At 63.7% G+C, this 20,508-nt stretch carries 20 protein-coding genes and 4 tRNA genes; 8 read left to right on the plus strand and 16 right to left on the minus strand.

Annotation, left to right across the window (positions count from 1 at the left end):
• The first annotated feature begins 5 nt into the window (after window positions 1–5).
• Both gltX and IB235_RS03160 read left to right on the plus strand, forming a co-directional pair.
• Window positions 6–1,331 carry a glutamate--tRNA ligase gene (gene gltX / locus IB235_RS03155; protein WP_192335499.1) on the plus strand — a complete coding sequence of 442 codons (1,326 nt, stop codon included), beginning with the start codon at window positions 6–8 and terminating at the stop codon, window positions 1,329–1,331.
• A gap of 292 nt (window positions 1,332–1,623) precedes the next feature.
• Window positions 1,624–1,700 (plus strand) — tRNA-Met (locus IB235_RS03160).
• 137 nt (window positions 1,701–1,837) lie between these two features.
• On the opposite strand, the gene IB235_RS03165 is transcribed toward IB235_RS03160, so the two are convergent.
• The 10 genes from IB235_RS03165 to rpmH all read right to left on the minus strand — a co-directional run bounded on the left by IB235_RS03165 (window position 1,838) and on the right by rpmH (window position 10,174).
• A complete protein-coding gene (locus tag IB235_RS03165) occupies window positions 1,838–2,356 on the minus strand; it encodes a histidine phosphatase family protein (protein WP_155038150.1) in 519 nt (172 codons plus the stop codon).
• A gap of 90 nt (window positions 2,357–2,446) precedes the next feature.
• The gene (gene argB, locus IB235_RS03170; RefSeq protein ID WP_155038555.1) at window positions 2,447–3,346 is read right to left on the minus strand and encodes an acetylglutamate kinase; all 900 of its coding nucleotides are present in this window, start codon (window positions 3,344–3,346) and stop codon (window positions 2,447–2,449) included.
• Window positions 3,347–3,447: 101 nt separating this feature from the next.
• The gene (gene yihA / locus IB235_RS03175; protein WP_192335502.1) at window positions 3,448–4,098 is read right to left on the minus strand and encodes a ribosome biogenesis GTP-binding protein YihA/YsxC; all 651 of its coding nucleotides are present in this window, start codon (window positions 4,096–4,098) and stop codon (window positions 3,448–3,450) included.
• Window positions 4,095–4,859, minus strand: a complete 765-nt coding sequence (locus tag IB235_RS03180) for an MOSC domain-containing protein (RefSeq protein ID WP_192335504.1) — start codon at window positions 4,857–4,859, stop codon at window positions 4,095–4,097. The genes yihA and IB235_RS03180 overlap by 4 nt, the downstream gene beginning before the upstream one ends.
• Window positions 4,856–6,745 carry a membrane protein insertase YidC gene (gene yidC / locus IB235_RS03185; protein ID WP_192335506.1) on the minus strand — a complete coding sequence of 630 codons (1,890 nt, stop codon included), beginning with the start codon at window positions 6,743–6,745 and terminating at the stop codon, window positions 4,856–4,858. Before yidC ends, IB235_RS03180 begins: the two co-directional genes overlap by 4 nt.
• 269 nt (window positions 6,746–7,014) lie before the next feature.
• Window positions 7,015–8,301: an EAL domain-containing protein gene (locus tag IB235_RS03190; RefSeq protein ID WP_192335508.1), complete on the minus strand. Its 1,287-nt coding sequence runs from the start codon at window positions 8,299–8,301 to the stop codon at window positions 7,015–7,017.
• Between the two features lie 58 nt (window positions 8,302–8,359).
• On the minus strand, window positions 8,360–9,259 hold the full coding sequence (gene ttcA, locus IB235_RS03195) for a tRNA 2-thiocytidine(32) synthetase TtcA (protein WP_192335510.1): 900 nt from the start codon (window positions 9,257–9,259) through the stop codon (window positions 8,360–8,362).
• 60 nt (window positions 9,260–9,319) lie between these two features.
• Window positions 9,320–9,556 carry a membrane protein insertion efficiency factor YidD gene (gene yidD / locus IB235_RS03200; protein ID WP_155038156.1) on the minus strand — a complete coding sequence of 79 codons (237 nt, stop codon included), beginning with the start codon at window positions 9,554–9,556 and terminating at the stop codon, window positions 9,320–9,322.
• Entirely contained in the window at window positions 9,553–10,005 is a 453-nt protein-coding gene (gene rnpA, locus IB235_RS03205) for a ribonuclease P protein component (RefSeq protein WP_192335512.1), read from the minus strand. The genes yidD and rnpA overlap by 4 nt, the downstream gene beginning before the upstream one ends.
• A gap of 31 nt (window positions 10,006–10,036) precedes the next feature.
• The gene (rpmH, locus tag IB235_RS03210; protein ID WP_017998233.1) at window positions 10,037–10,174 is read right to left on the minus strand and encodes a 50S ribosomal protein L34; all 138 of its coding nucleotides are present in this window, start codon (window positions 10,172–10,174) and stop codon (window positions 10,037–10,039) included.
• A 242-nt stretch (window positions 10,175–10,416) separates the two neighbouring features.
• Here rpmH and IB235_RS03215 point away from each other — a divergent pair, with 242 nt between their 5' ends.
• From IB235_RS03215 to IB235_RS03225, 3 genes are all read left to right on the plus strand, one after another.
• A complete protein-coding gene (locus tag IB235_RS03215) occupies window positions 10,417–11,847 on the plus strand; it encodes a HAMP domain-containing sensor histidine kinase (RefSeq protein WP_155038158.1) in 1,431 nt (476 codons plus the stop codon).
• A gap of 102 nt (window positions 11,848–11,949) precedes the next feature.
• Window positions 11,950–12,026: transfer RNA gene (locus tag IB235_RS03220), tRNA-Arg, on the plus strand.
• A gap of 133 nt (window positions 12,027–12,159) precedes the next feature.
• Window positions 12,160–12,236 (plus strand) — tRNA-Arg (locus tag IB235_RS03225).
• 76 nt (window positions 12,237–12,312) lie between these two features.
• Here the strand turns inward: IB235_RS03225 and ptsP are convergent.
• The 6 genes from ptsP to pdxH all read right to left on the minus strand — a co-directional run bounded on the left by ptsP (window position 12,313) and on the right by pdxH (window position 18,004).
• Window positions 12,313–14,556: a phosphoenolpyruvate--protein phosphotransferase gene (gene ptsP / locus IB235_RS03230; protein WP_192335513.1), complete on the minus strand. Its 2,244-nt coding sequence runs from the start codon at window positions 14,554–14,556 to the stop codon at window positions 12,313–12,315.
• Between the two features lie 30 nt (window positions 14,557–14,586).
• Complete coding sequence (locus tag IB235_RS03235) at window positions 14,587–15,843, minus strand: aspartate kinase (protein ID WP_155038159.1); 1,257 nt, start codon at window positions 15,841–15,843, stop codon at window positions 14,587–14,589.
• A 140-nt stretch (window positions 15,844–15,983) separates the two neighbouring features.
• Window positions 15,984–16,060 (minus strand) — tRNA-Pro (locus IB235_RS03240).
• A 61-nt stretch (window positions 16,061–16,121) separates the two neighbouring features.
• Entirely contained in the window at window positions 16,122–16,616 is a 495-nt protein-coding gene (locus IB235_RS03245; protein ID WP_155038160.1) for a DUF192 domain-containing protein, read from the minus strand.
• Window positions 16,613–17,206 (minus strand): cold-shock protein, encoded by a 594-nt coding sequence (locus IB235_RS03250; RefSeq protein WP_155038161.1) that lies wholly within the window; start codon window positions 17,204–17,206, stop codon window positions 16,613–16,615. The genes IB235_RS03245 and IB235_RS03250 overlap by 4 nt, the downstream gene beginning before the upstream one ends.
• Before the next feature lie 135 nt (window positions 17,207–17,341).
• Window positions 17,342–18,004, minus strand: coding sequence for a pyridoxamine 5'-phosphate oxidase (gene pdxH / locus IB235_RS03255; protein ID WP_155038162.1), 663 nt, complete (start codon window positions 18,002–18,004; stop codon window positions 17,342–17,344).
• A gap of 72 nt (window positions 18,005–18,076) precedes the next feature.
• On the opposite strand from pdxH, the gene fabI reads away from it, so the two are divergent.
• Genes fabI through gpt form a run of 3 tightly spaced genes read left to right on the plus strand, consistent with a single transcriptional unit; the run spans window position 18,077 to window position 20,030 of the window.
• Window positions 18,077–18,904, plus strand: coding sequence for an enoyl-ACP reductase FabI (gene fabI / locus IB235_RS03260; RefSeq protein WP_281353094.1), 828 nt, complete (start codon window positions 18,077–18,079; stop codon window positions 18,902–18,904).
• 9 nt (window positions 18,905–18,913) lie between these two features.
• The gene (locus IB235_RS03265; RefSeq protein WP_192335514.1) at window positions 18,914–19,516 is read left to right on the plus strand and encodes a LysE family translocator; all 603 of its coding nucleotides are present in this window, start codon (window positions 18,914–18,916) and stop codon (window positions 19,514–19,516) included.
• 13 nt (window positions 19,517–19,529) lie between these two features.
• Complete coding sequence (gene gpt / locus IB235_RS03270) at window positions 19,530–20,030, plus strand: xanthine phosphoribosyltransferase (protein ID WP_155038164.1); 501 nt, start codon at window positions 19,530–19,532, stop codon at window positions 20,028–20,030.
• Window positions 20,031–20,508: the final 478 nt, after the last annotated feature.

Here is a 20,508-nt window from a genome sequence, read left to right on the forward strand (position 1 = left end):
CCTCGATGACCATCACACGTTTCGCTCCCTCCCCCACCGGCCACATCCATGTCGGCAACCTCCGCACCGCGCTGATGAACTACCTGATCGCGCGCAAGTCGGGCGGTACCTTCATCCTGCGGCTTGACGATACCGACCGCGAGCGGTCGAAGCAGGAATATGCCGACGGCATCCAGCGCGATCTGGAATGGCTGGGGCTGACCTGGGACCGGATCGAACGCCAGTCCGACCGCCTTGACCGCTATGCCGAGGCCGCCGACGGCCTGCGCAAGTCCGGCCGCCTTTACGAGGTCTTCGAGACCCCGGTCGAGCTGGACCTGAAGCGCAAGAAGCAGCTGAAGATGGGCAAGCCGCCGGTCTATGACCGCGCAGGGCTGAAGCTGACGGCTGATGAGATCGCCAAGCTGCGTGCCGAGGGCCGTGACGGCTACTGGCGCTTCATGCTGGATCAGGAACGCATCGAATGGCCCGACGGAATCCTGGGCGATATCTCGATCGACGCGGCTTCGGTCTCGGACCCGGTGCTGATCCGCGCCGACGGTCAGGTGCTGTATACGTTCGCGTCCTCGGTCGATGACGCCGATATGGGCGTGACCCATATCGTGCGCGGCGCCGACCACGTGACGAACACCGCGACCCAGATCCAGATCATCCGCGCGCTGGGGGCGACCCCTCCGGCCTTTGCCCATCACAGCCTGCTGACCGGCGCGCAGGGCGAGGAGCTGTCCAAGCGCCTTGGCGTTCTGGCGATCAAGGACCTGCGCGAAGCCGGCGTCTCGCCCGAGGCGCTGCTGTCGCTGATGGCGCGTCTGGGTTCCTCGCAGCCGGTCGAGCTGCGCATGGATCTTGACAGCCTGGCCAATGGCTTCGAACTGTCGCAATTCGGCGCCTCGCCGACCAAGTTCGATGCCGAGGACCTGTGGCCGCTGACCCGCGAGGCGAACCAGGCCCGTCCCTTCGACGTGGTCAAGGACCGCATCGCAGCGCTTGGCGTCCCTGCCGATCAGGCCGAGCGTTTCTGGCGCGTGGCGTCCCAGAACATCACCAAGCTGGACGATCTGGCGGGCTGGTGGGAGATCTTCTCGAAAGGGGCCGAACCTCAGATCGATCCCGAGGATGCCGATTTCATCGCGCAGGCGATGACGCTGCTGCCGCCGCCGCCCTATACCGACACCAGCTGGAGCGAATTCACCAGCGCCGTGAAAGAGGCCACCGGCCGCAAGGGCAAGGGCCTGTTCATGCCGCTGCGCAAGGCGCTGACCGGGCAGGCACACGGCCCGGACATGTCCGACGTGATGCCGCTTCTGCAAGTCGTCCGCGCCCGCGGCTGAAGCTCTCGTAGGGTGCGCTTAAGCGCACCCTACACAACGCCCTGCCCCATTGCCGGTATACGCCCGGTGTATAGTCGGCGTACGCGCGCTGCACGCAGATCACAGCGCGAATCCCAGCGAATGCTGACCCAAATCCATCCCGCCCCTTTGTTGATTTCGCACGCAAAGCACGCCCCTGTCGCGCGCCTAACGGCTATCCACAGCCTATCCACAGGGAAAATTGCTTGCGTGAAAAAAGTCGCGAAAATGCCCTTGACCCTCCCCGCCACTCGCCGTAGTTAGCCCGCACCGCGGCGGAGTAGCTCAGCTGGTTAGAGCAGAGGAATCATAATCCTTGTGTCGGGGGTTCAAATCCCTCCTCCGCTACCATTTCCCTTCATCGGGAAACCGCGAAATGGCCGGACCTTCGGGTCCGGCCATTTGCTTTTCAAACACCCAAACAGCCGCAATGAAAAAGGCCGCGATCTCTCGCGGCCGTGTTGGTTTTCCTGCTTGAGTCGGGACCGTCAGACCCGACCGTCCATTCGTACGAAATCCAGCACGCTGCCCTCGCCCGGCTGCAGGTCGCCCCATTTGTCGATCTGGAAATCGACCACCAGCGTCGCCGCCGTGGGATAGCGGCGGAACTCGGGATCGACCGGAGCCCGCGCCGGCAGCAGCGCCGCAAATTCGGCAATGCCCGGATTATGACCCAGCATCATCACCGTAGGCTCGGTCGCACCGCGCAGGATCTCCAGCATCTTATCGGCCGAGGCCTGATACAGCGTCGGTTCAAGCCGCAGATGGGGGCGCACCTCAAGCGGCGCCACGGCCACCCGCTCCCATGTCTCGCGGGTGCGGGCCGAGGTCGAGCAGATGACCTCCTCGGGCTCATAGCCGCGACTCGCCAGCCAATCCCCCAGCGCACGCGCCGAGCGCCGCCCCCGGTCATTCAGCGGGCGGTCGTGGTCCGGCTGTTCCGGATCGTCCCAAGAGGATTTGGCGTGGCGGGTGAGGATCAGCCGACAGTGTCCGAGTGGGGTCATGCGCGTGCCTTTGCCGCCAATGGAGTCAGTGAACGCAAACCTGCCACAGCTTTCGCCGGGCGGGCAAGGGACTCGTTTGTCGCAGTCGGCTTACAGCCCGCTTCCGCCCTGCCGCAAACCGCGCGGTTTGACCCGCGGTTCGGTCGAACGGATCAGCGAACCGGCACCATGTTCGGTGAAAAGTTCCAGCAGGCTGGCATTCGGAACGCGCCCGTCAAGGATGACCACGGCGCGCACGCCTTCCTCCACCGCCTTCAGCGCAGTTTCGGTCTTGGGGATCATGCCGCCAGCGATGGTGCCGTCAGCGATCATGCCGCGCACCTGCTCGGGGGTCATCTGGGTCACGACCTCTCCGCTCGCGTCCTTGACGCCCGAGACATCGGTCAGCAGCAGCAGGCGGTCGGCCTTCAGCGCCCCGGCGATCGCACCAGCGGCAGTGTCGCCATTGACGTTGAAGGTCTCATTGTCCTCCATCCCCGTCGCCACAGGGGCGATGACCGGGATCAGGCCCGCACTGTACAGGTCACGGATGATCTGGACATTCATCTCGACCGGGCGACCGACAAAGCCCAGTTCGGGATCGTCCGCCTCGCAGACCATCAGGTCGTCATCCTTGCCGGAAATGCCGACGGCGCGGCCGCCGGCATCGTTGATCGCCTGCACGATGCGCTTGTTCACAAGGCCCGACAGCACCATCTCGACCACCTCGACGGTCTCGCGGGTGGTGACGCGCTTGCCGCGCACGAAGCGGCTTTCGATGCCCAGCTTGTTCAGCAGCTCATTGATCATCGGGCCGCCGCCATGGACCACGACCGGGTGGATGCCCACCTGCCGCATCAGCACGATATCGCGGGCGAATTCGGCCATGGCCTCATCGTCGCCCATCGCGTTGCCGCCGAATTTCACGACGACGACCGCGCCCGAATATCGCTGCATATAGGGCAGCGCTTCCGAGAGTGTGCGGGCGGTGGCGATCCAATCACGGTTCATGTTCTGCTTTCTCATCAGGGGCCCCTGTTCGTCGGGCGCGAGACTAAGTCCAAGCCCCGCCAAGGTCCAGACCGGCAGGCCTTGGCCTGCCGAGGCCGGGCTTATTCCAGACCGGCGATGATGGCGCGCAAGGTGGCAATGCCATGGCCTTTTTCCGAACTGGTGATGACCAGCTCCGGATAGGCGGCGGGGTGCTTTTGCAGCGCCTCCTCGACCTGAACGACGACGGCCTCAAGTTCCTGACGGCTGATCTTGTCGGTCTTGGTCAGGACGACCTGAAACGGTACGGCCGCGCGGTCCAGAAGATGCATGATCTCGTGGTCGACATCCTTCACGCCATGGCGCGAATCGATCAAGGCAAAGGCGCGACGCAGGGTCGGGCGGCCAGACAGATATTTCTTCAGCAGCGCCTGCCACTTGGCGACAACGGGCACCGGGGCCTTGGCAAAACCATAGCCCGGAAGGTCGACCAGATAGGCCTGTTCGCCCAGGGTGAAATAGTTCACCTCTTGCGTCCGGCCCGGCGTGTTCGAGGCGCGAGCAAGGTGATTTCGCCCGGTCAGCGCATTGATCAGGCTGGACTTGCCCACGTTCGAGCGTCCGGCAAAGCAGACCTCGGGACGGTCGGCGGGCGGCAGGCCGTCCATGGCGACGACGCCCTTGAGGAAGTCGACTGGCCCCGCAAACAACTTCCGCGCAGCTTCGGCGGTGTCGAAATCGGGTTCGGGGGCAATGGGAAAGGAAACCTTCATGGGCGGATCTCGTCATTAAGGGCGATCTCGCCGCCCGTGACCACTTCGGCATAGATGCCGAACTGGTGGTGGCCGAATTGCTCGGTCAGCGCTGCGGGCATGTCGCAATCGAGACGGCCGGTTTCAGTATTGGCGCTGGTCGCGGCACAGCGGCCGATGGCCTCGGTCACGCGCAGCTCGACATCGCCGATGGTCAGAATCTGGCCAATCATGTCCTGTTCGGCATAAGCCTCCCAGCCGTCGACCCACAGGTTCGCGCGCCAACGCTCGATGCCCAGCGGCTGGCCAAGACGGGTTTCCAGATCACGCAGGCTCGACAGCGACAGGATCGAGACCCATGGCTGGTTCACATCGGTCCAGCCGGTCGGACCGCGCACCAGCCGCGTGGCGGCAGGCTTGTCAGCGGGCCAAAGCGGCGCAACCCAGTCCAGCAGGCGCGCGCCCTCGGTTTCTGGGTCGAAGCGCAGGTCGGGCAGGTCGGGATGGCTCAGGCGGATTGACCCTTCGGGCACGCCCTCACCCCAGCCCCCCGAAACGGCTTGCAGCGTGGCCGAGGCCACGCCGCGCAGGAAGCAGGATTTCGGCAGCCAGCGTTCAGGCTGCGGTCCGTCCCCGGCATGGCGTTCACCCGCCTCGGTCAGCATGGCCCAGACACGGTCGCCCGGCAGCCGGTGCGCCGCCCGAAGCGACGCAGCCGTCATGTCCTCGCCCCCGAGCGACTTGATCGGGTAGCGACGGATCCGGGCGATATGTCCGGTCATTTTCCGCCTTTCTTGTCATCGGCCTTGGGCCGCGTCGGCAGGGCAGACTTGATATTGCCGAAGAAGTCCGGGCGGTGGCCGTGCATCGACATGATCGTGTACTGCTGCGCGATGGTGATCAGGTTGTTGGTGATCCAGTACAGCACCAGACCCGAGGCGAAGCCGCCCAGCATGAACATGAAGATCCACGGCATCCAGGCAAAGATCATCTTCTGCGCCGGATCGGCGGGAGCCGGGTTCAGTTTCTGCTGCATCCACATCGAGATGCCCAGGATGATCGCCAGCACCGGCAGGGTGAAGCTGTGCAGGAAGCTGCCTTGACCCGGAGCCGCCCAGGGCAGCATGCCGAACAGGTTCCACAGGCTCGACGGATCGGGCGCGGAAAGGTCATGGATCCAGCCGACCCACGGCGCGTGACGCAGTTCGATCGTGACGAAGATCACCTTGTAGAGCGAGAAGAAGATCGGGATCTGCAGCAGCACCGGAAGGCAGCCCGCGGCGGGGTTCACCTTCTCACGCTTGTACAGCTCCATGACCTCTTTCTGGTACTTCATCCGGTCTTCGCCGGTACGCTCCTTGATGGCCTCCATCTGCGGCTGCAATTCCTTCATCTTGGCCATCGAGATGTAGGATTTGCGCGCCAGCGGGAAGACCAGCAGCTTCAGGATGAAGGTCAGGCCGATGATCGACCAGCCCATGTTGCCGATGAAGCCATGCAGCCAGTGCAGCAGGCGGAAGATCGGCTTGGTCAGGAAGTAGAACCAGCCCCAGTCGATCGAGTCGACGAAACGGTCGATGCCGGGAGCTTCTTGATAGCCGTTGATGGTTTCCCAAACCTTGGCGCCAGCGAACAGATAGCTCGCGCTGGTGCCGGTCGCGCCGGGGGCGACGGTCTGCACCGGCATCCGGGTTTCGGTCTGGAAGATGTCGGCGCCGGGGGCGTATTTCACCACGGCGGTGAACGAGCTGCCCGGCGCAGGGGCCAGCGTCGTCATCCAGTATTTGTCGGTAAAGCCGATCCAGCCGTTTTCCTTGACCTCGATCAGCTCGGCCGGGCCTTCGCCAGCGGCGGCGTCAAGCTCGGTGATGCTCTTGTATTTCTTTTCCAGCAGTTTGCCGTCGGTCATGCCGACAGCACCTTCGTGCAGGACGTAGTAGTTCTGCGTGTCGGGCTTGCCGTGGCGGGCAAGGATGCCATAGGGCGCGGCCGCGAAGGGCGCCTGACCCTTGTTTTCCAGCGACTGGCTGATGGTGAACAGGAACTTGTCGTCCAGCTCATAGGTGCGGCGGAAGATCTGGCCCGCACCGTTGTCCCAGCGCAGGGTCACCGGCTTGCCGGGGGCCAGCACATCGCCGGACTCAACGCTCCAGACCGTCGCCGGGCCGGGGACCAACGCCGGGTCGGTGCCAGCGGCAGGCATCCAGCCATAGACGGCGTAATAGGGCTTCTGCACCGTCACCGCAGCAGCGCCGCCGGGCGCGACGGGCGAGCCTTCGGCTTTCAGCCCAGCCTGCGCCGTCGGCGACAGCAGGCGGACATTGGGGGAATTCGGGTCCAGCGTCTCGTGGTAGCCGGTCAGCTCAAGATCGTCGATGCGGCCACCGGCCAGCGAGATCGTGCCTTTCAGCGAGGGCGATTCGATGCCGACGCGGGCGGCAGCCTGCGACGGATCGGCGCTGGCGCCCGCAAGGGCGGGGGCCGTGCCGGTCTGGCCAGCTGCGGGCGCAGCCGCGGTGCCGGGCGCGACCTGTCCGTCAACCGCCTGAGTCTGCGCAGTTTCCTGCACCGGCGGAGCGGGCTCCGGGGCGAAGAAGATCGACCAGACGAGAATGACGAGGGCGGAAAGCACCATCGCCAATATGAGGTTGCGGTTGTTGTCTTCCATTCCGGACCAGCCCTTCGTCGTCTATGACCCAATGGGTTCGGGCCGCTTCAACAGAACCGACCACCAAAGGTCAAGGGAATTTGCCCGGTGCCGCGCCGTGGCAGGACGCTTCCCGGTCATTCCGCCGCACCGGCCCGGCGCATGCGAGGCCGGTTTTTGCCCCCGTTCCCCCAAGATTGCAAGAAGAACAGGGGCGCGGGGACCCGCCCCGCGCCCATTTCCCCGTGATCGAGACCTGACAACCGATGAACAAGGGGAGAGTTTCGGACCTAGCGGCCACGCCCCAGCGGAAGGGCCCGCGGCAATGAGTGGCGATGGCTAAGCAGAAAGGGCTCGATCGCGTCGGCTTCCATGGCGGGCGCGACGGCGCTGCCCTGCACCGCGCTGAAGCCGATCTGTGACAGGAAGGCGCGTTCGTCCAGCACCGCGACCTCATCGGCCAGAACCTCAAGCCGAAGGTTCTCGGCCAATGCCAGAATGGCGAGGATCATGCGCTGCTGATCTCCCCGATAGTGGCAACCGTCGACAAAGGCCCGACCGATCCGAACCCGTTTGACACCGAAGCCGCGCAGGTCGGCCAGACCCGCGCTGCCGGTGCCAAAATCGCCGACCGCCATGCGGCAACCGCCAGCCGCCAGCCGTTGCAGGTTGTCTTTCGCCGCCTGCCCCTTGGCCCCGGTGCCGATCGGCTCGCAAAAGACGATCTCGATGCGGTCCGGAGACAGATCCTGACGGTCCAGTTCCCACAGGATCGACTCGGCCAAGATTGAGTCGCTCAGGGCGCGCGCGGGCAGGCGCAAGGACAGGAAGGGAATGTCGTGGCCATCCCGATCCCAGCCGCACAGGGCCGACAGCGCCTGCCGCAGCGTGGCCAGTACTAATGCGCCCCAACCTTCATCGTTCAAGCTTGGCGCAATCTGGTCCAGCGGTGTCGGGGGCAGGTTGCCCTCAATTCGCCAGCCTTCAACGTCCAGCGCGATCAGCCGACCGGTATCGCAGCAAATCTGCGGCTGAAAGCGTGGCAATATATGCGGAGTCGTCTCAATCGACGAAATCATGGGCCTGAATGGCTGGTCGGGCAAATAGGACAGGATGCGGATGGTTTCGATCGGCCCGCCCTGCCCCGCCGAAGCCAAGGCCTCGCGTCCGAAATCGATCATCCGCGCCGGATCGCTTGCCATGTCGCCGCGCACGATCACACCTTCGGCCCAGATGGCGACAGGCATCTCGCCCAGATCGACGCTATCGGCACAGATCCGGCCCAGCAGGGCCACCCGCTGCGGCAGTGTTGCATCCGCCCGTGTCGACAGCAGGCCTGAAATCTCGGTCTGACCGGGTCGTCGCGCCTGCGGGTTCAGGCCCAGTTCGATCGTCAGGCGCAGCATCACGTGGTCAAGCATCCGCTCAAACAGCGCGGGACCAAGGCGGCGGCGCAAGGCCTCGCCCTCGACCAGCCGCAGCACCAGGACAGACCTGCTTGCGCCCGTCATCAGCGCAATGGGCAGCCGCATCGCCTGCCGGAGCCGCTCAACCGCCGTGCCAATTCCCAAAACCATAGCGCACCGAATCATGTTTCATGACCCGAAGCCTAGGTGGGGGAATCTTTTCGTTCGGTTAAAGCTCCCGCAGCTGCGGCACGTCCTCAGCCGGTTTTTCGTTAAAATCCGATGCATTCGGGATCAGCGAGGTGAAATCGAACAGCTTGGGATCAGGCAGATGCGAGGGGCGCACATTCATCAATGCGCGGAACATCACATTGCGACGGCCCGGGGCGCGCGTTTCCCATTCGTCCAGCAGCTTCTTGACCTGCATGCGCTGCAGGCCCTCTTGGCTGCCGCACAGATCGCAAGGAATCACCGGATAGTTCATGGCACGGGCGAAACGCTCGCAATCGGATTCGGCGATGAAGGCCAAGGGACGCAGCACGTTCAGGTCGCCCTCTTCGTTCAACAGCTTCGGCGGCATCGAGGCCAGCCTCCCACCGTGGAACAGGTTCATGAAGAAGGTCTCAAGAATATCGTCGCGGTGATGGCCCAGAACGACGGCCGAGCAACCCTCCTCGCGCGCGATGCGGTACAGGTTTCCCCGGCGCAGGCGCGAACACAGGCTACAATAGGTGCGGCCTTCGGGGACCTTTTCCTTCACGATGGAATAGGTGTCCTGATATTCGATCCGATGCGCGACCTCACGATCGGTCAGGAATTCGGGCAGCACGGTCGCAGGGAAACCCGGCTGACCCTGATCGAGGTTGCAGGCCAGAAGCTCGACCGGCAGCAGACCGCGCCATTTCAATTCGTGCAGGACCGCCAGCAGCGTGTAGCTGTCCTTGCCACCCGACAGGCAGACCAGCCAGCGGTCGCCGGGGCGGATCATGTCATAGGTCTCGATGGCAGAGCGGGTCTCGCGGACCAGACGTTTCCTCAGCTTCCGGAACTCGGTCGAGGTCGGCGCGCCGCGAAACAGCGGGTGGATGTCCTGATCGAAGGAATCGTCGGTGTCGAGTTCGTCCCGCATCGGTCCTGTCCTGGTCTTGGCGCTGTCGCGCAGGTTCATATCACGGATGACGCGCGGGCGTCAGTCCTGCGGCTCGGAACCCGGCACGGGATCGTAGCCATGCCCGCCCCAGGGATGGCAACGGCAGATGCGCCGGGCCGTCAGCCAGCCGCCCTTCAGCCCGCCATGCCGCTCCAGCGCCTCAAGAGCATAGGCAGAGCAGGTCGGCTGGAATCGGCAGCCATGGCCAACCCAGGGGCTGGCGATCAGGCGATAGGCATGGACGGGAAGTGCGACGATGCGGGCAAGCGGGCTCATGCCCGGCCCCGGCTTTCGCCGTGGACGCGTGACAGCGCCTGCTCCAGATCGCGCTTCAATTCGGCAAAATCGCGCTCGATCGTGGCGCCGGGACGCCCGACCAGCACATAATCCCAGCCGGGCCTGGCCTGCAGGGGCAGGATCTCATGCGCAAGCGCCCGCAGCCGGCGCTTGGCGCGGTTACGGGCAACGGCATTGCCGATCTTCTTTGAGCAGGTATAGCCGATCCGGACGATGCCCTCGGCCTCGCCCTCGGCCCGGCGACGGGCCTGCAGCAGAAAGCCGGGCATGCCCTGACGCCTTGCCTGCGCCGCGCGCAGGAAATCAGCCCGCTTGCGCAGGATCTCCGGCTTGACGGGATTGCCCCCGGAAATGCCGGAAGCCGCCCTGTCCGGTTGCCCTTGTGGAACATTCCGGTCAGCGGCGGCGACTTCGGCTGCACACGTCATGAGACTTAGCCCTACGCCTTTCGGCGAGGACTTACGCGCTCAGCGACTTGCGGCCCTTGGCGCGGCGGGCGTTCAGCACGCGACGGCCACCTTTGGTCGCCATGCGGGCACGGAAGCCGTGACGACGGGCGCGAACCAGGTTCGACGGCTGGTAGGTGCGTTTCGACATCTTGTAACTCCGGGTCAGGGCGGGTCAGGGTATGGGCACAAAGCCCACGCAAGACGCGCCGGTCTATTCGAGGCCCGCTGCATAGTCGGACCCCGAGCCTGAGTCAACCACATTGCCGATTATTTGCCGCGATGCAGCTTCACGGGGAACTCGCGCCCGGTCACGGATGTTTGATCGGGTGCGGTGCAACCTGATACTGCGCCGCCTACGCCACGGATTAGGGTAGAATACAAAAGGCTAACATGACCCTGAATACCCTTTCCGGGCGATTCGCACTTTTGACAGGGATCTTCGTGCTTCTGGCCGAAGTGCTGATCCTGCTGCCAGCGATTGCGAACTATCGCCTGGATTTTCTGGAATCGCGCCTGGAACGGGCGCAGATTGCCAGTCTCGCGCTGTTGGCGACCGATGAGTCGCTGGCCTCGGACCTCGAATCCGAGCTGCTTAGCAATGCCGGCGTGTTCAACGTCGTCCTGCGCCGCAACGAGGTGCGGCAGCTGGTGCTGTCCTCGCCCATCCCCGGGCCGATCGCGGCGACCTATGACCTGCGCGCGCAGCCGTTCTGGACCTCGGCCAAGAATGCCATGCAGCAGCTTCTGGACCCCGAGAATCGCGTCATCCGCGTCATCGGAGAGCCGGTCAATCAGGCCGGCCAGTTGATCGAGATCACCACCGACACCAAGCAGCTGCGCACCGAGATGATCGATTACGGGCTGCGGCTGCTGGCGATTTCGGCGGCTTTCTCGATCCTGACCGCACTTCTGCTGAACGTCGCAGCGCAGCGCATGCTGCTGGTGCCGATCCGGCGCGTCATCAACCACATGACCGCCTATGCCAATGCCCCCGAGGATGCGCGCTCGATCATCACCCCCACCGCGCGGCTGGCCGAGCTGAACGAGGCCGAGGCCGCGCTGGCCGCCATGCAGCACACCGTCACCTCGGCGCTGAAGCAAAAGGCGCGGCTGGCGCAGCTGGGACAGGCGGTGGCGCGGATTAGCCACGACCTGCGCAATATCCTGACCACGGCACAAATCTTTGCCGACCGGCTGGAAACCAGCGAAGACCCCGCCGTCCGCCGTGCCGCGCCCAAGCTGGTCAATTCGATCAGCCGCGCGGTGAACCTGTGCGAGACGACCCTGGCCTTTGGCAAGGCCGAGGAACCCGCGCCGTCGCTGTCGCGCTTCAACCTGTCGGCACTGGTAGCGGAAGTGACCGAGGCCGAGGCGCTGGCCGCCGAGACGGCGGATGATGCCCCTGCCATCGAATTCCTGACCGACATTCCCGCCGGGCTGACGATTCGTGCCGACCGTGAGCAATTGTTCCGCGTGCTGTCGAACCTTGTCCGCAACGGGCGGCAGGCGATCGAGGCCACCCGCAAGCCCGGCACCATCGAGATCGGCGCAGGCGAGGATGAGCAGGAATGGTTCATCCGCATCGGCGATACCGGACCGGGCCTGCCGCAAAAGGCGCGCGACTACCTGTTCCAGCCCTTCTCGGGCGGCTCACGCAAGGGCGGCACCGGGCTGGGACTGGCCATTGCCTCGGATCTGGTGCGCAACCACGGCGGCAGGCTGGAGCTGCTGCGCAGCGACGAGGACGGCACGCAATTCTGCCTGCACCTGCCCCGCGATCTGGCGGGCATCGCACTGCGCGAGGAGGCGGCCGTGGAATAGGGCGCGAACCGGCCGGGGGAATTATTTCAGCCCCTCGGACAAGAAAGGTGATTTTTAGCCTTGCGCCCCCCGGCCGCTGTCTCTAAATCACCGCCTCACAGCGGACCCGTAGCTCAGCTGGATAGAGCACCAGACTACGAATCTGGGGGTCGGGCGTTCGAATCGCTCCGGGTCCGCCATGTCACTTCCTTCGCAGGAGCGGCAGTTTTCCCATCAGGGAATGACTACCAAACCGCGCGAAGACAGGTGGTGAAAAGTTCAGATTGTGCCTTGCACCTGCAGGCCGGTCATTCTAGATCACCGCCATATTGCGGACCCGTAGCTCAGCTGGATAGAGCACCAGACTACGAATCTGGGGGTCGGGCGTTCGAATCGCTCCGGGTCCGCCACCTTCCCTCAAGACCAATGCAAAAAGCCGCCTCCTCGGGCGGCTTTTGCTTGTTCTGGTATCAGACCGTCAAAGGCTCAGGATTGCCGGGCCAGCCAGTCGGTGACGGGGCGCCGTAGGTTGGTTTCGCCAATGTCGCGGGCATCGTCGATCACGCGTTTCAGTTCATTCAGGTCCACGCGCCGGATCAGGTGCTTGACCGGCCCGATCGAAGCCGGACGCATCGACAGGCGGCGGAAGCCCAAGGCGGCAAAGGTCACCGCCTCGATCGGGCGGCCTGCATCCTCACCGCAGAAGGACACCGGCACGCGCGCGTCAGAGCAGCGCTGCAGGATCTGTTCCAGCAGCGCGATGAACGAGGTGTTGAGCGAATCGTAACGACGGCGGACGCGCTCATTCTCGCGGTCGGCGGCAAAGAAGAACTGCTTCAGATCATTGCCGCCCACCGAGATGAAATCGCACATCTCGAAGAACTTCTTTGGCGCGAAGGCCAGCGAGGGCGTCTCCAACATCGCGCCCACCCGCAGATCGGTCGGCACGTCATGGCCCAGTCGCTGCTCGCGCGCGAATTGCTCCATCAGCAGACGGTGGGCTTCCTCGAATTCGTACATCTCGGTGATGAAGGGGAACATCACATGCAGCGGACGCCCGACCGAGGCGCGGATCAGCGCCTGTAACTGCATCCGCAGCACGCCGCGCTTGTCCAGCCCCACCCGGATCGCACGCCAGCCCATGGCGGGGTTGGGCTCGTCCTGCGGCTTCATATAGGGCAGCACCTTGTCCGAGCCGATATCCAGCGTGCGGAACATCACCGGCTTGTTCTGGGCGTTCTCAAGCACCTTGGCATACAGCGCTGCCAGCTCGCCCCGGCGCGGGACGCGGGTGCGGGCCAGAAACTGCAGCTCGGTCCGGAACAGCCCCACCCCTTCCGCGCCCGAGCTTTCAAGGCTGGGCAGATCGGCCATCAGCCCTGCATTCATATAAAGCTGGATCGTGGTGCCGCAGGTGGCGGTGGCGGGCAGGTCGCGCAGGCCCGCATAGCGCTTCTGCGCCTCGGCCTGCATCGCCATCTTGTCGCGGAAGGCATTGGCGACGGTTTCCTCGGGGCGCAGATGGACGATGCCCATATCGCCGTCGACAAGGATCGGATCGCCGTTCAGCGCCTCAGAGGTGATGCGCTCGGCATGGATCACCAGCGGGATCGCCAAGGCCCGCGCCACCACCGTGGCATGGCTGCCGACCGAGCCCTCCTCCAGCACCACGCCGCGCAGCTTGCGACCGTAATCCAGCAGGTCGGCAGGGCCGATATTGCGGGCGACCAGAATCGGGTTGTCGGGCATCTCGGCCCCGGTATCGCCGCCCTGCCCGGTCAGGATGCGCAGCAGGCGGTTCGACAGGTCGTCCAGATCATGCAGCCGGTCGCGCAGATAGGGGTCTGCGGCGCTTTCCAGCCGGGCACGGGCCTGGCTCTGTTCCTTTTCGACCGCAGCCTCGGCGGAAAGGCCAAGGTCGATCGCTTCCTCCATGCGGCGCAGCCAGCTGCGGGAATGGGCGAACAGGCGATAGGTCTCCATCACCTCGGCGCTGTCGCCCGAGCCCATGTCGGTCGCGGCCAGCATCGTGTCCACGGTCACGCGCAGCATGGCGACGGCCTCGTTCAGCCGGGCCTTTTCCTTCAGCGGGTCTTCTCCGACCGGATTCGTGACCACGACGCGGGGTTCGTGCAGCCAGACGCGGCCCTCGGCCACGCCTTCTTGCGCGATGCCGCCGCGAAGCATGATCGGAAAGCGGTGCTGGGCGGGCATGCCATCGGTCGAACCAAGAAACGCGCCCAGTTCGACCATCTCGGCCAGCACCATGGCGACGACCTCAAGCCCGTAGACCTCATCGTCGCTGAAGCGGCGCACATCGCGGGACTGGACGACCAATACGCCCAGCTTTTCGCCGACACGCTGGATGGGAACGCCAAGAAAGCTGGAATAGACCTCTTCGCCTGTCTCGGGCATGAAACGGAAGCCGGGCTCTGACGGCGCGTCGGCGGTATTCACATAGCGCCCGGAACGGGCAACGCGACCGACCAGACCTTCGCCCAGACGTAGCCGGGTCTTGTGGACGGCGGCTGATTTCAGCCCTTCGGTCGCGCAAAGTTCAAGTGTTTCGGGGTCGCGGAACAGATAGATCGAACAAACCTGCGTCCCCATCGAATCGGCGATGTGATGGGTGATGCGGTCAAGCCGGTCTTGCCCGCCTCCGGGGGCTGCCAAGATCTCGCGAAGCCGCAAAAGCAGCTTGCGCGAGTCGCTGTCCTTGCGGTCGGGCACGGATCCTCCGATCACGGCCCGGTCGCTCACTCAGGCCTGTTCAAGTTCGAAGGCATCATGCAGCGCCTGCACCGCAAGTTCCATATATTTGCGGTCGATCAGCACCGAAATCTTGATCTCGCTGGTGGAGATGACCTTGATGTTGATGTTCTCATCAGCCAGCGCCTTGAACATATGCGCGGCGACGCCGGCATGGCTGCGCATGCCGATGCCCACGACCGAAACCTTGGCGACTTCGGTGTCGACGACCAGATCGTCATAGGCGATCTGACCGGCGGCCTTGGCCTCTTCCATCGCCTTCTTGGCGCGGGCGACCTGATTGACCGGGCACGAGAAGGTCATGTCGGTCACGTTGCCGGGGTGATCGTCGTAATCTTTTTCCGAGATGTTCTGGACGATCATGTCCACGTTCACGCCCGCTTCGGCCAGAGGCGCGAAAATCGCGGCCGAGATGCCCGGCTTGTCCTCGACGGTGACCAGGGTGATCTTGGCTTCTTCGCGGGAATAGGCGACGCCGTTGACGACTTTCGATTCCATGATTTCATCCTCATCGCAGACCAGGGTGCCGGATTTCTCATCCGTGTCCTCAAAGGACGACAGCACGCGCAGGCGGACCTTGTAGCGCATCGCCAGCTCGACCGAGCGGGTCTGTAGGACCTTGGCGCCCAGGCTGGCCAGTTCCAGCATCTCCTCGAAGGCAATCTTGTCAAGCTTGCGCGCCTTGGAGGTGATGCGCGGATCGGTGGTATAGACCCCGTCCACATCGGTATAGATGTCGCAGCGCTCGGCATCGAAGGCAGCGGCAAAGGCCACGGCGGTGGTATCCGAACCGCCCCGGCCCAGCGTGGTGATGCGACCCTCGGGCGACAGCCCCTGGAAGCCCGCGACCACGGCGACGCGCATGCCTTCGGCGAATTTCGTGTCGATATTCTTGCGCGGAATGTCGACGAAGCGCGCCGAGGAATGCTGCGCGGTGGTGTTGATCGGCACCTGCCAGCCCTGCCAGCTGCGCGCCGGCACGTCCATTTCCTGAAGCGTCAGCGCCATCAGGCCCGCGGTCACGTTCTCGCCCGAGGCGACGACCGCGTCATATTCGCGTGCGTCGAACAAGGGTGAGGTCGCCTCGACCCAGCCCACGAGTTCATTCGTCTTGCCCGACATGGCACTGACGATGACAATGACGTCATATCCGCGTTCGACTTCGCGTTTGACCTTCTGAGCAGCATTCTTGATGCGCTCAAGGTCGGCCACCGAAGTGCCGCCGAATTTCATCACCAGAAGCGGCATCCCTTGCCCCCCAGCAGCCACATATTTCGGGGCGTTCTAGGGGGGGCACGGCGAAAGGGCAAGGGAGGAAAGGACGTGGGATCATTTGCCGGCAGCCTTTTCGGGCCAATGCGGCAAACATCGCTGAACTATGGGAAAACTGGTCGGGGCGAGAGGATTCGAACCTCCGGCCTACGGTACCCAAAACCGTCGCGCTACCAGGCTGCGCTACGCCCCGAACCGAGGCTTGTCTAGCCGCTGCCGCGGGAAGGGGAAAGAGGAAATCGCAGTCGCCGCGCTTAGTTGCAGCGCGCGAGGGCCGTTTTCTGCGGCAGGGCGGGATGGGCCAGCACCATACCCGGCCGGATACCCAGTCGCGCAGCCTCTCCGCCCGCGACTTCCAGCACCATCAGACGGGCAGGAGCAGGGTCGCCCACCTGCGCGCCGGGAATCGAGGTCTCGTCCAGCGGGCGGGCATTGGGATGCACGTGACGCACGGCACCGCGCGAATCGATAAAGATCATGTCCAGCGGAATCAGCGTGTTGCGCATCCAGAAGCTGACCGATTGCGGTTGTTCATAGATGAACAGCATGCCCGCATCTGGGGCCAGTTCGCGGCGGAACATCAGCCCCTGCGCGCGTTCGTCGGGATCGTCTGCGATCTCGACCGTGACCGAGACCGGCGCGGCCCCGCCCAGAAAGATCGCCTTGTCGGTGCTACAGACCGGGGCCGCGGCAAGCGCCGCCACCGGTGAGGTCATCATCACGAGAACAGCTGCGACCAGCCAATTCATACCGCGCCCGCAACCAGCCGCATTTTAGCGAGCGCGGCCGCTCCCCCCAACATTGGCCCCTTGGCCTCCTGCGCTGCACGTTCCCATGACATGACCTGCGCGGCCATCAGCCCCCGCCGGCCATCGACGACGCGCAGCGCGATCGCCTCGCCCACCGCCAGATCGGAAAAACCGGAATGGCGCAGGACCTCGACATGCAGGAACACGTCGGCCTTTTGTTCAAATATATTGGCAAAGCCAAAGCCCTTGGCCTTGTCGAACCACTTCACCCGCGCCGGCAGCAGCGGCAGGCGCGCGACCTCATCGGGGGTGGCGGCGCAAAGATCGGCAATGGCGGGCATCGGCTCGCTGGCCGGGGCGTCGATCGACAGCACCTCGACCGCCTGCACGCCGCGCGCAGTATTCTGGACCATGGCGCGAACACGCGCGCCCTCGGCCACCGAGCTTTGTCCAAAATTACGCAAAACGTTGGAATGCAGCAGGATATCCGATCCGCCGTCAGGATCGGTCAGAAAACCGAAACCCTTCCCGCCATCGAACCATTTGACGACTCCGACTATCTCTCGGAGCTGATCGTCGCCCACACTCATGCGTCCACCCTACTCATGGCCCTGATCTTGCTCAGACGTGTCTTAGGGATCAATTCACAACGCAAAGATGAACGGGTCCCGGACTGCTCAGTCCTGGTCAGGTTTTCCATACCATGTATAAAACATTCCCTCTCATCAAGGGTTAAGACGTGTTACCAACCATAAACTTTGATCTGATACATTAGTGGAACTGCGCAAATCGCTATTATGTTTGGCAAAATCACGGCGAATCCACTGAAATCTGTCGTGTAGACGGAAGGCACCGTCTGCCCAGAATTCGATCTGAACCGGACGAATTCTGTATCCGCCCCAGTGCGGAGGACGTGACGGTCGCAACCCCAGATTGATACCCTGCTTTGCAGCCTCAGCCATCAGGGCCGCCCGGCTTTCCAGCGGTCGGCTTTGCTTCGACGCCCAAGCCCCGATCCGCGACTGCAGGGCACGTGAGTCGTAATAGGCATCGGCCAGCTCCGGCTCGACCCGACTGACATGGCCGCGCACCCGAATCTGACGGCGCAGGCTTTTCCAGTGCATGACGAAGGACGCGACGCCGGTGGCCTCGATCTGGCTGCCCTTGGCGCTTTCGAAATTGGTATAGAAGACAAAGGCGCCGTTTTCACCCTCGCCCTCGATCTCTTTCAGCAGGACCATGCGCACATCGGGCAGCCCTTGGGCATCGACCGTGGCCAGCGCGATGGCATTGGCGTCATTGGGTTCGGTTTTACTGGCCTCGGCCAACCAGTCGCGCGCAATGACGAAAGGGTCATCCCCGGCAAAAATTCCCGTGCGATCAGTCATGGTGATACTGCTTGATGCCTCCTTGCAGTTGTCCTAATCCTGCCGAAACGTAGAAGCGCTAGGGGCAGCATCATGTCAAGTGAAGCCGGTATGGGGCTGATGAAAGGCCGTCGCGGCCTCATCATGGGGCTCGCAAACGACAAGTCAATCGCCTGGGGCATCGCCAAGGCGCTGGCCGACCAAGGGGCCGAACTGGCCTTTTCCTATCAGGGCGATGCTCTGAAGAAGCGCGTCGAGCCGCTGGCCGCGCAGCTTGGCTCGGACCTGATCGCGGAATGCGACGTTGGGGATGAATCCTCGATCGACGGGCTGTTCGCCGCCATTGCCGAGCGCTGGGACAGCATCGACTTCATCGTCCATGCGATCGGGTTCTCGGATAAGGAACAGCTGCGCGGGCGCTATGCCGACACGACGCGCGACAACTTCCTGCTGACCATGGACATCTCGGTCTATTCCTTCACCGCCGTGGCGCGTCGCGCGGCCGCGATGATGCCGAATGGCGGCTCGATGGTCACACTGACCTATTATGGCGCAGAACGCGTCATGCCGCATTACAACGTCATGGGCGTTGCCAAGGCCGCGCTGGAAGCCAGCGTCCGCTATCTGGCCGAAGATCTGGGCAAGGACGGCATCCGCGTGAACGGCATCTCGGCCGGTCCGATCAAGACGCTGGCGGCATCCGGCATTGGCGATTTCCGCTATATCCTGAAATGGAATGAGCTGAACTCGCCCCTGCGCCGCAACGTGACGCAAGACGAGGTCGGCAAGTCGGCCCTGTATCTGCTGTCGGATCTGGGTTCGGGCGTCACCGGCGAAACCCATCACGTCGATGCGGGCTATCATGTCGTCGGCATGAAGGCCGTCGACGCGCCCGACATCGCCACCACCAAGAAGGACTGATCCCCAGCCATGAGCGTCGAGCAGGTCATTGCGCTTGTCTCGGCGCTGTCGCTGGCGATCCTGACGCCGGGCCCGGCGATCATCGCGACGGTGCAGACCGCCTTCGCGCATGGTCGGGCCCGCGCCCTGCCCTATGCACTGGGTCTGGCCACGGGCGCATCGCTATGGTGCATTTTTGCGCTGGCGGGACTGGCGGTGCTGTTCAAGCTGCACCCGCCGCTGTTCATGGCGATGAAGATCTTTGGCGGAGTTTACCTGCTGTGGTTCGCATGGGCGCTATGGCGCGCCTCGACCCAGCCGCTGCCTCAGGCCGCAGGAGGCACCTCCAAGGGTTTCTGGGGCGGGATCGCGCTGAATCTCTCGAACCCCAAACCGGCGCTGTTCTATGCGGCACTGATTCTGTCGGTGTTCCCCGAGCCGATGGCTCCGCAGCGTCAGGCCTTGATTTATGCGATATGTCTTGCCACCGAGCTGTTCTGGTACACGCTTGTTGCAGTTCTGATGTCGACAGCGGGGATGCGGAGGCGCTATTTTGGCGCAAAAATCTGGATCGACCGGGCTGCGGCCATTGCGCTGGCACTGCTGGGCCTGATGTTGATCATCAAGCACTGAAAGGACTGAACGAATGAACGACCGCCTGCCGCATGAGCGTGGCTTCCATATCAGCTGGGACCAGATGCACCGCGATGCGAGGGCCTTGGCATGGCGCCTGGACGGACGCGAATGGCGCGCCATCCTTGCGATCACCCGTGGCGGCCTTGTCCCCGCGATGATCGTCGCCCGCGAGCTGGACGTGCGCACCATCGACACGATCTCGGTCAAATCCTACAAGGCCGTCGGCGCCGAGGCCAAGCAGGGCGAGATCCAGGTCCTGAAAGCCCCCGACCATGAGCTGATGGCCGATGGCGAGGGCATCCTGGTCATCGACGATCTGGTCGATTCCGGCCGCACGCTGGAGCATGTCCGCAAGCTGTATCCCAAGGCGCATTTCGCCACCGTCTATGCCAAGCCGAAAGGCCGCCCGATGGTCCAGACCTATGTGACCGAGGTTAGCCAGGACACCTGGATCTTCTTCCCCTGGGACATGGCGCTGCAATACGTCCAGCCCTATCGCGGCGAAGACTGATCCCCGCAACGCCTGCGCGCGTTGTACGCAACCACATCGCGATATGTCTGAAAACCCCGGCAAGTGCTGGGGTTTTTTGCTGTGACCCACGGACACTGCGCGTAGACGGGCTGTAGAGCGAGGGTACACTTCCCCTACGACAACTGGTCCCAAAGCCATCGGGCCGTCAAATCCAATAGGACTACTTGTGGACCATTCTTTAAAGGGGCCGTCATGCCTCGCTTGCTCAACTCCTCGCCCCTGGCGTTGGGGCGGTCCCAAGCTTCCAGGGAAAGGACGCCGACGTCCAGATCCCGGTCAAAAAAAACCATATCTGACCGACGACAATGGATGTGGGCGTTTACCCGGTCAACGACGTGATACCCCGGCCAGCCCACAGTCGGACAGCGTGCCATCCGGGCTCCAACGTGGCCGTCGGGCTTAGATGTCGCCCGGTGGCAACATGGCTCGCCAAAAACATCCTGACCAGCCGTTCCGC

This window comes from Paracoccus sp. PAR01 (assembly GCF_014851995.1).
GTDB classification, from domain to species: domain Bacteria; phylum Pseudomonadota; class Alphaproteobacteria; order Rhodobacterales; family Rhodobacteraceae; genus Paracoccus; species Paracoccus litorisediminis.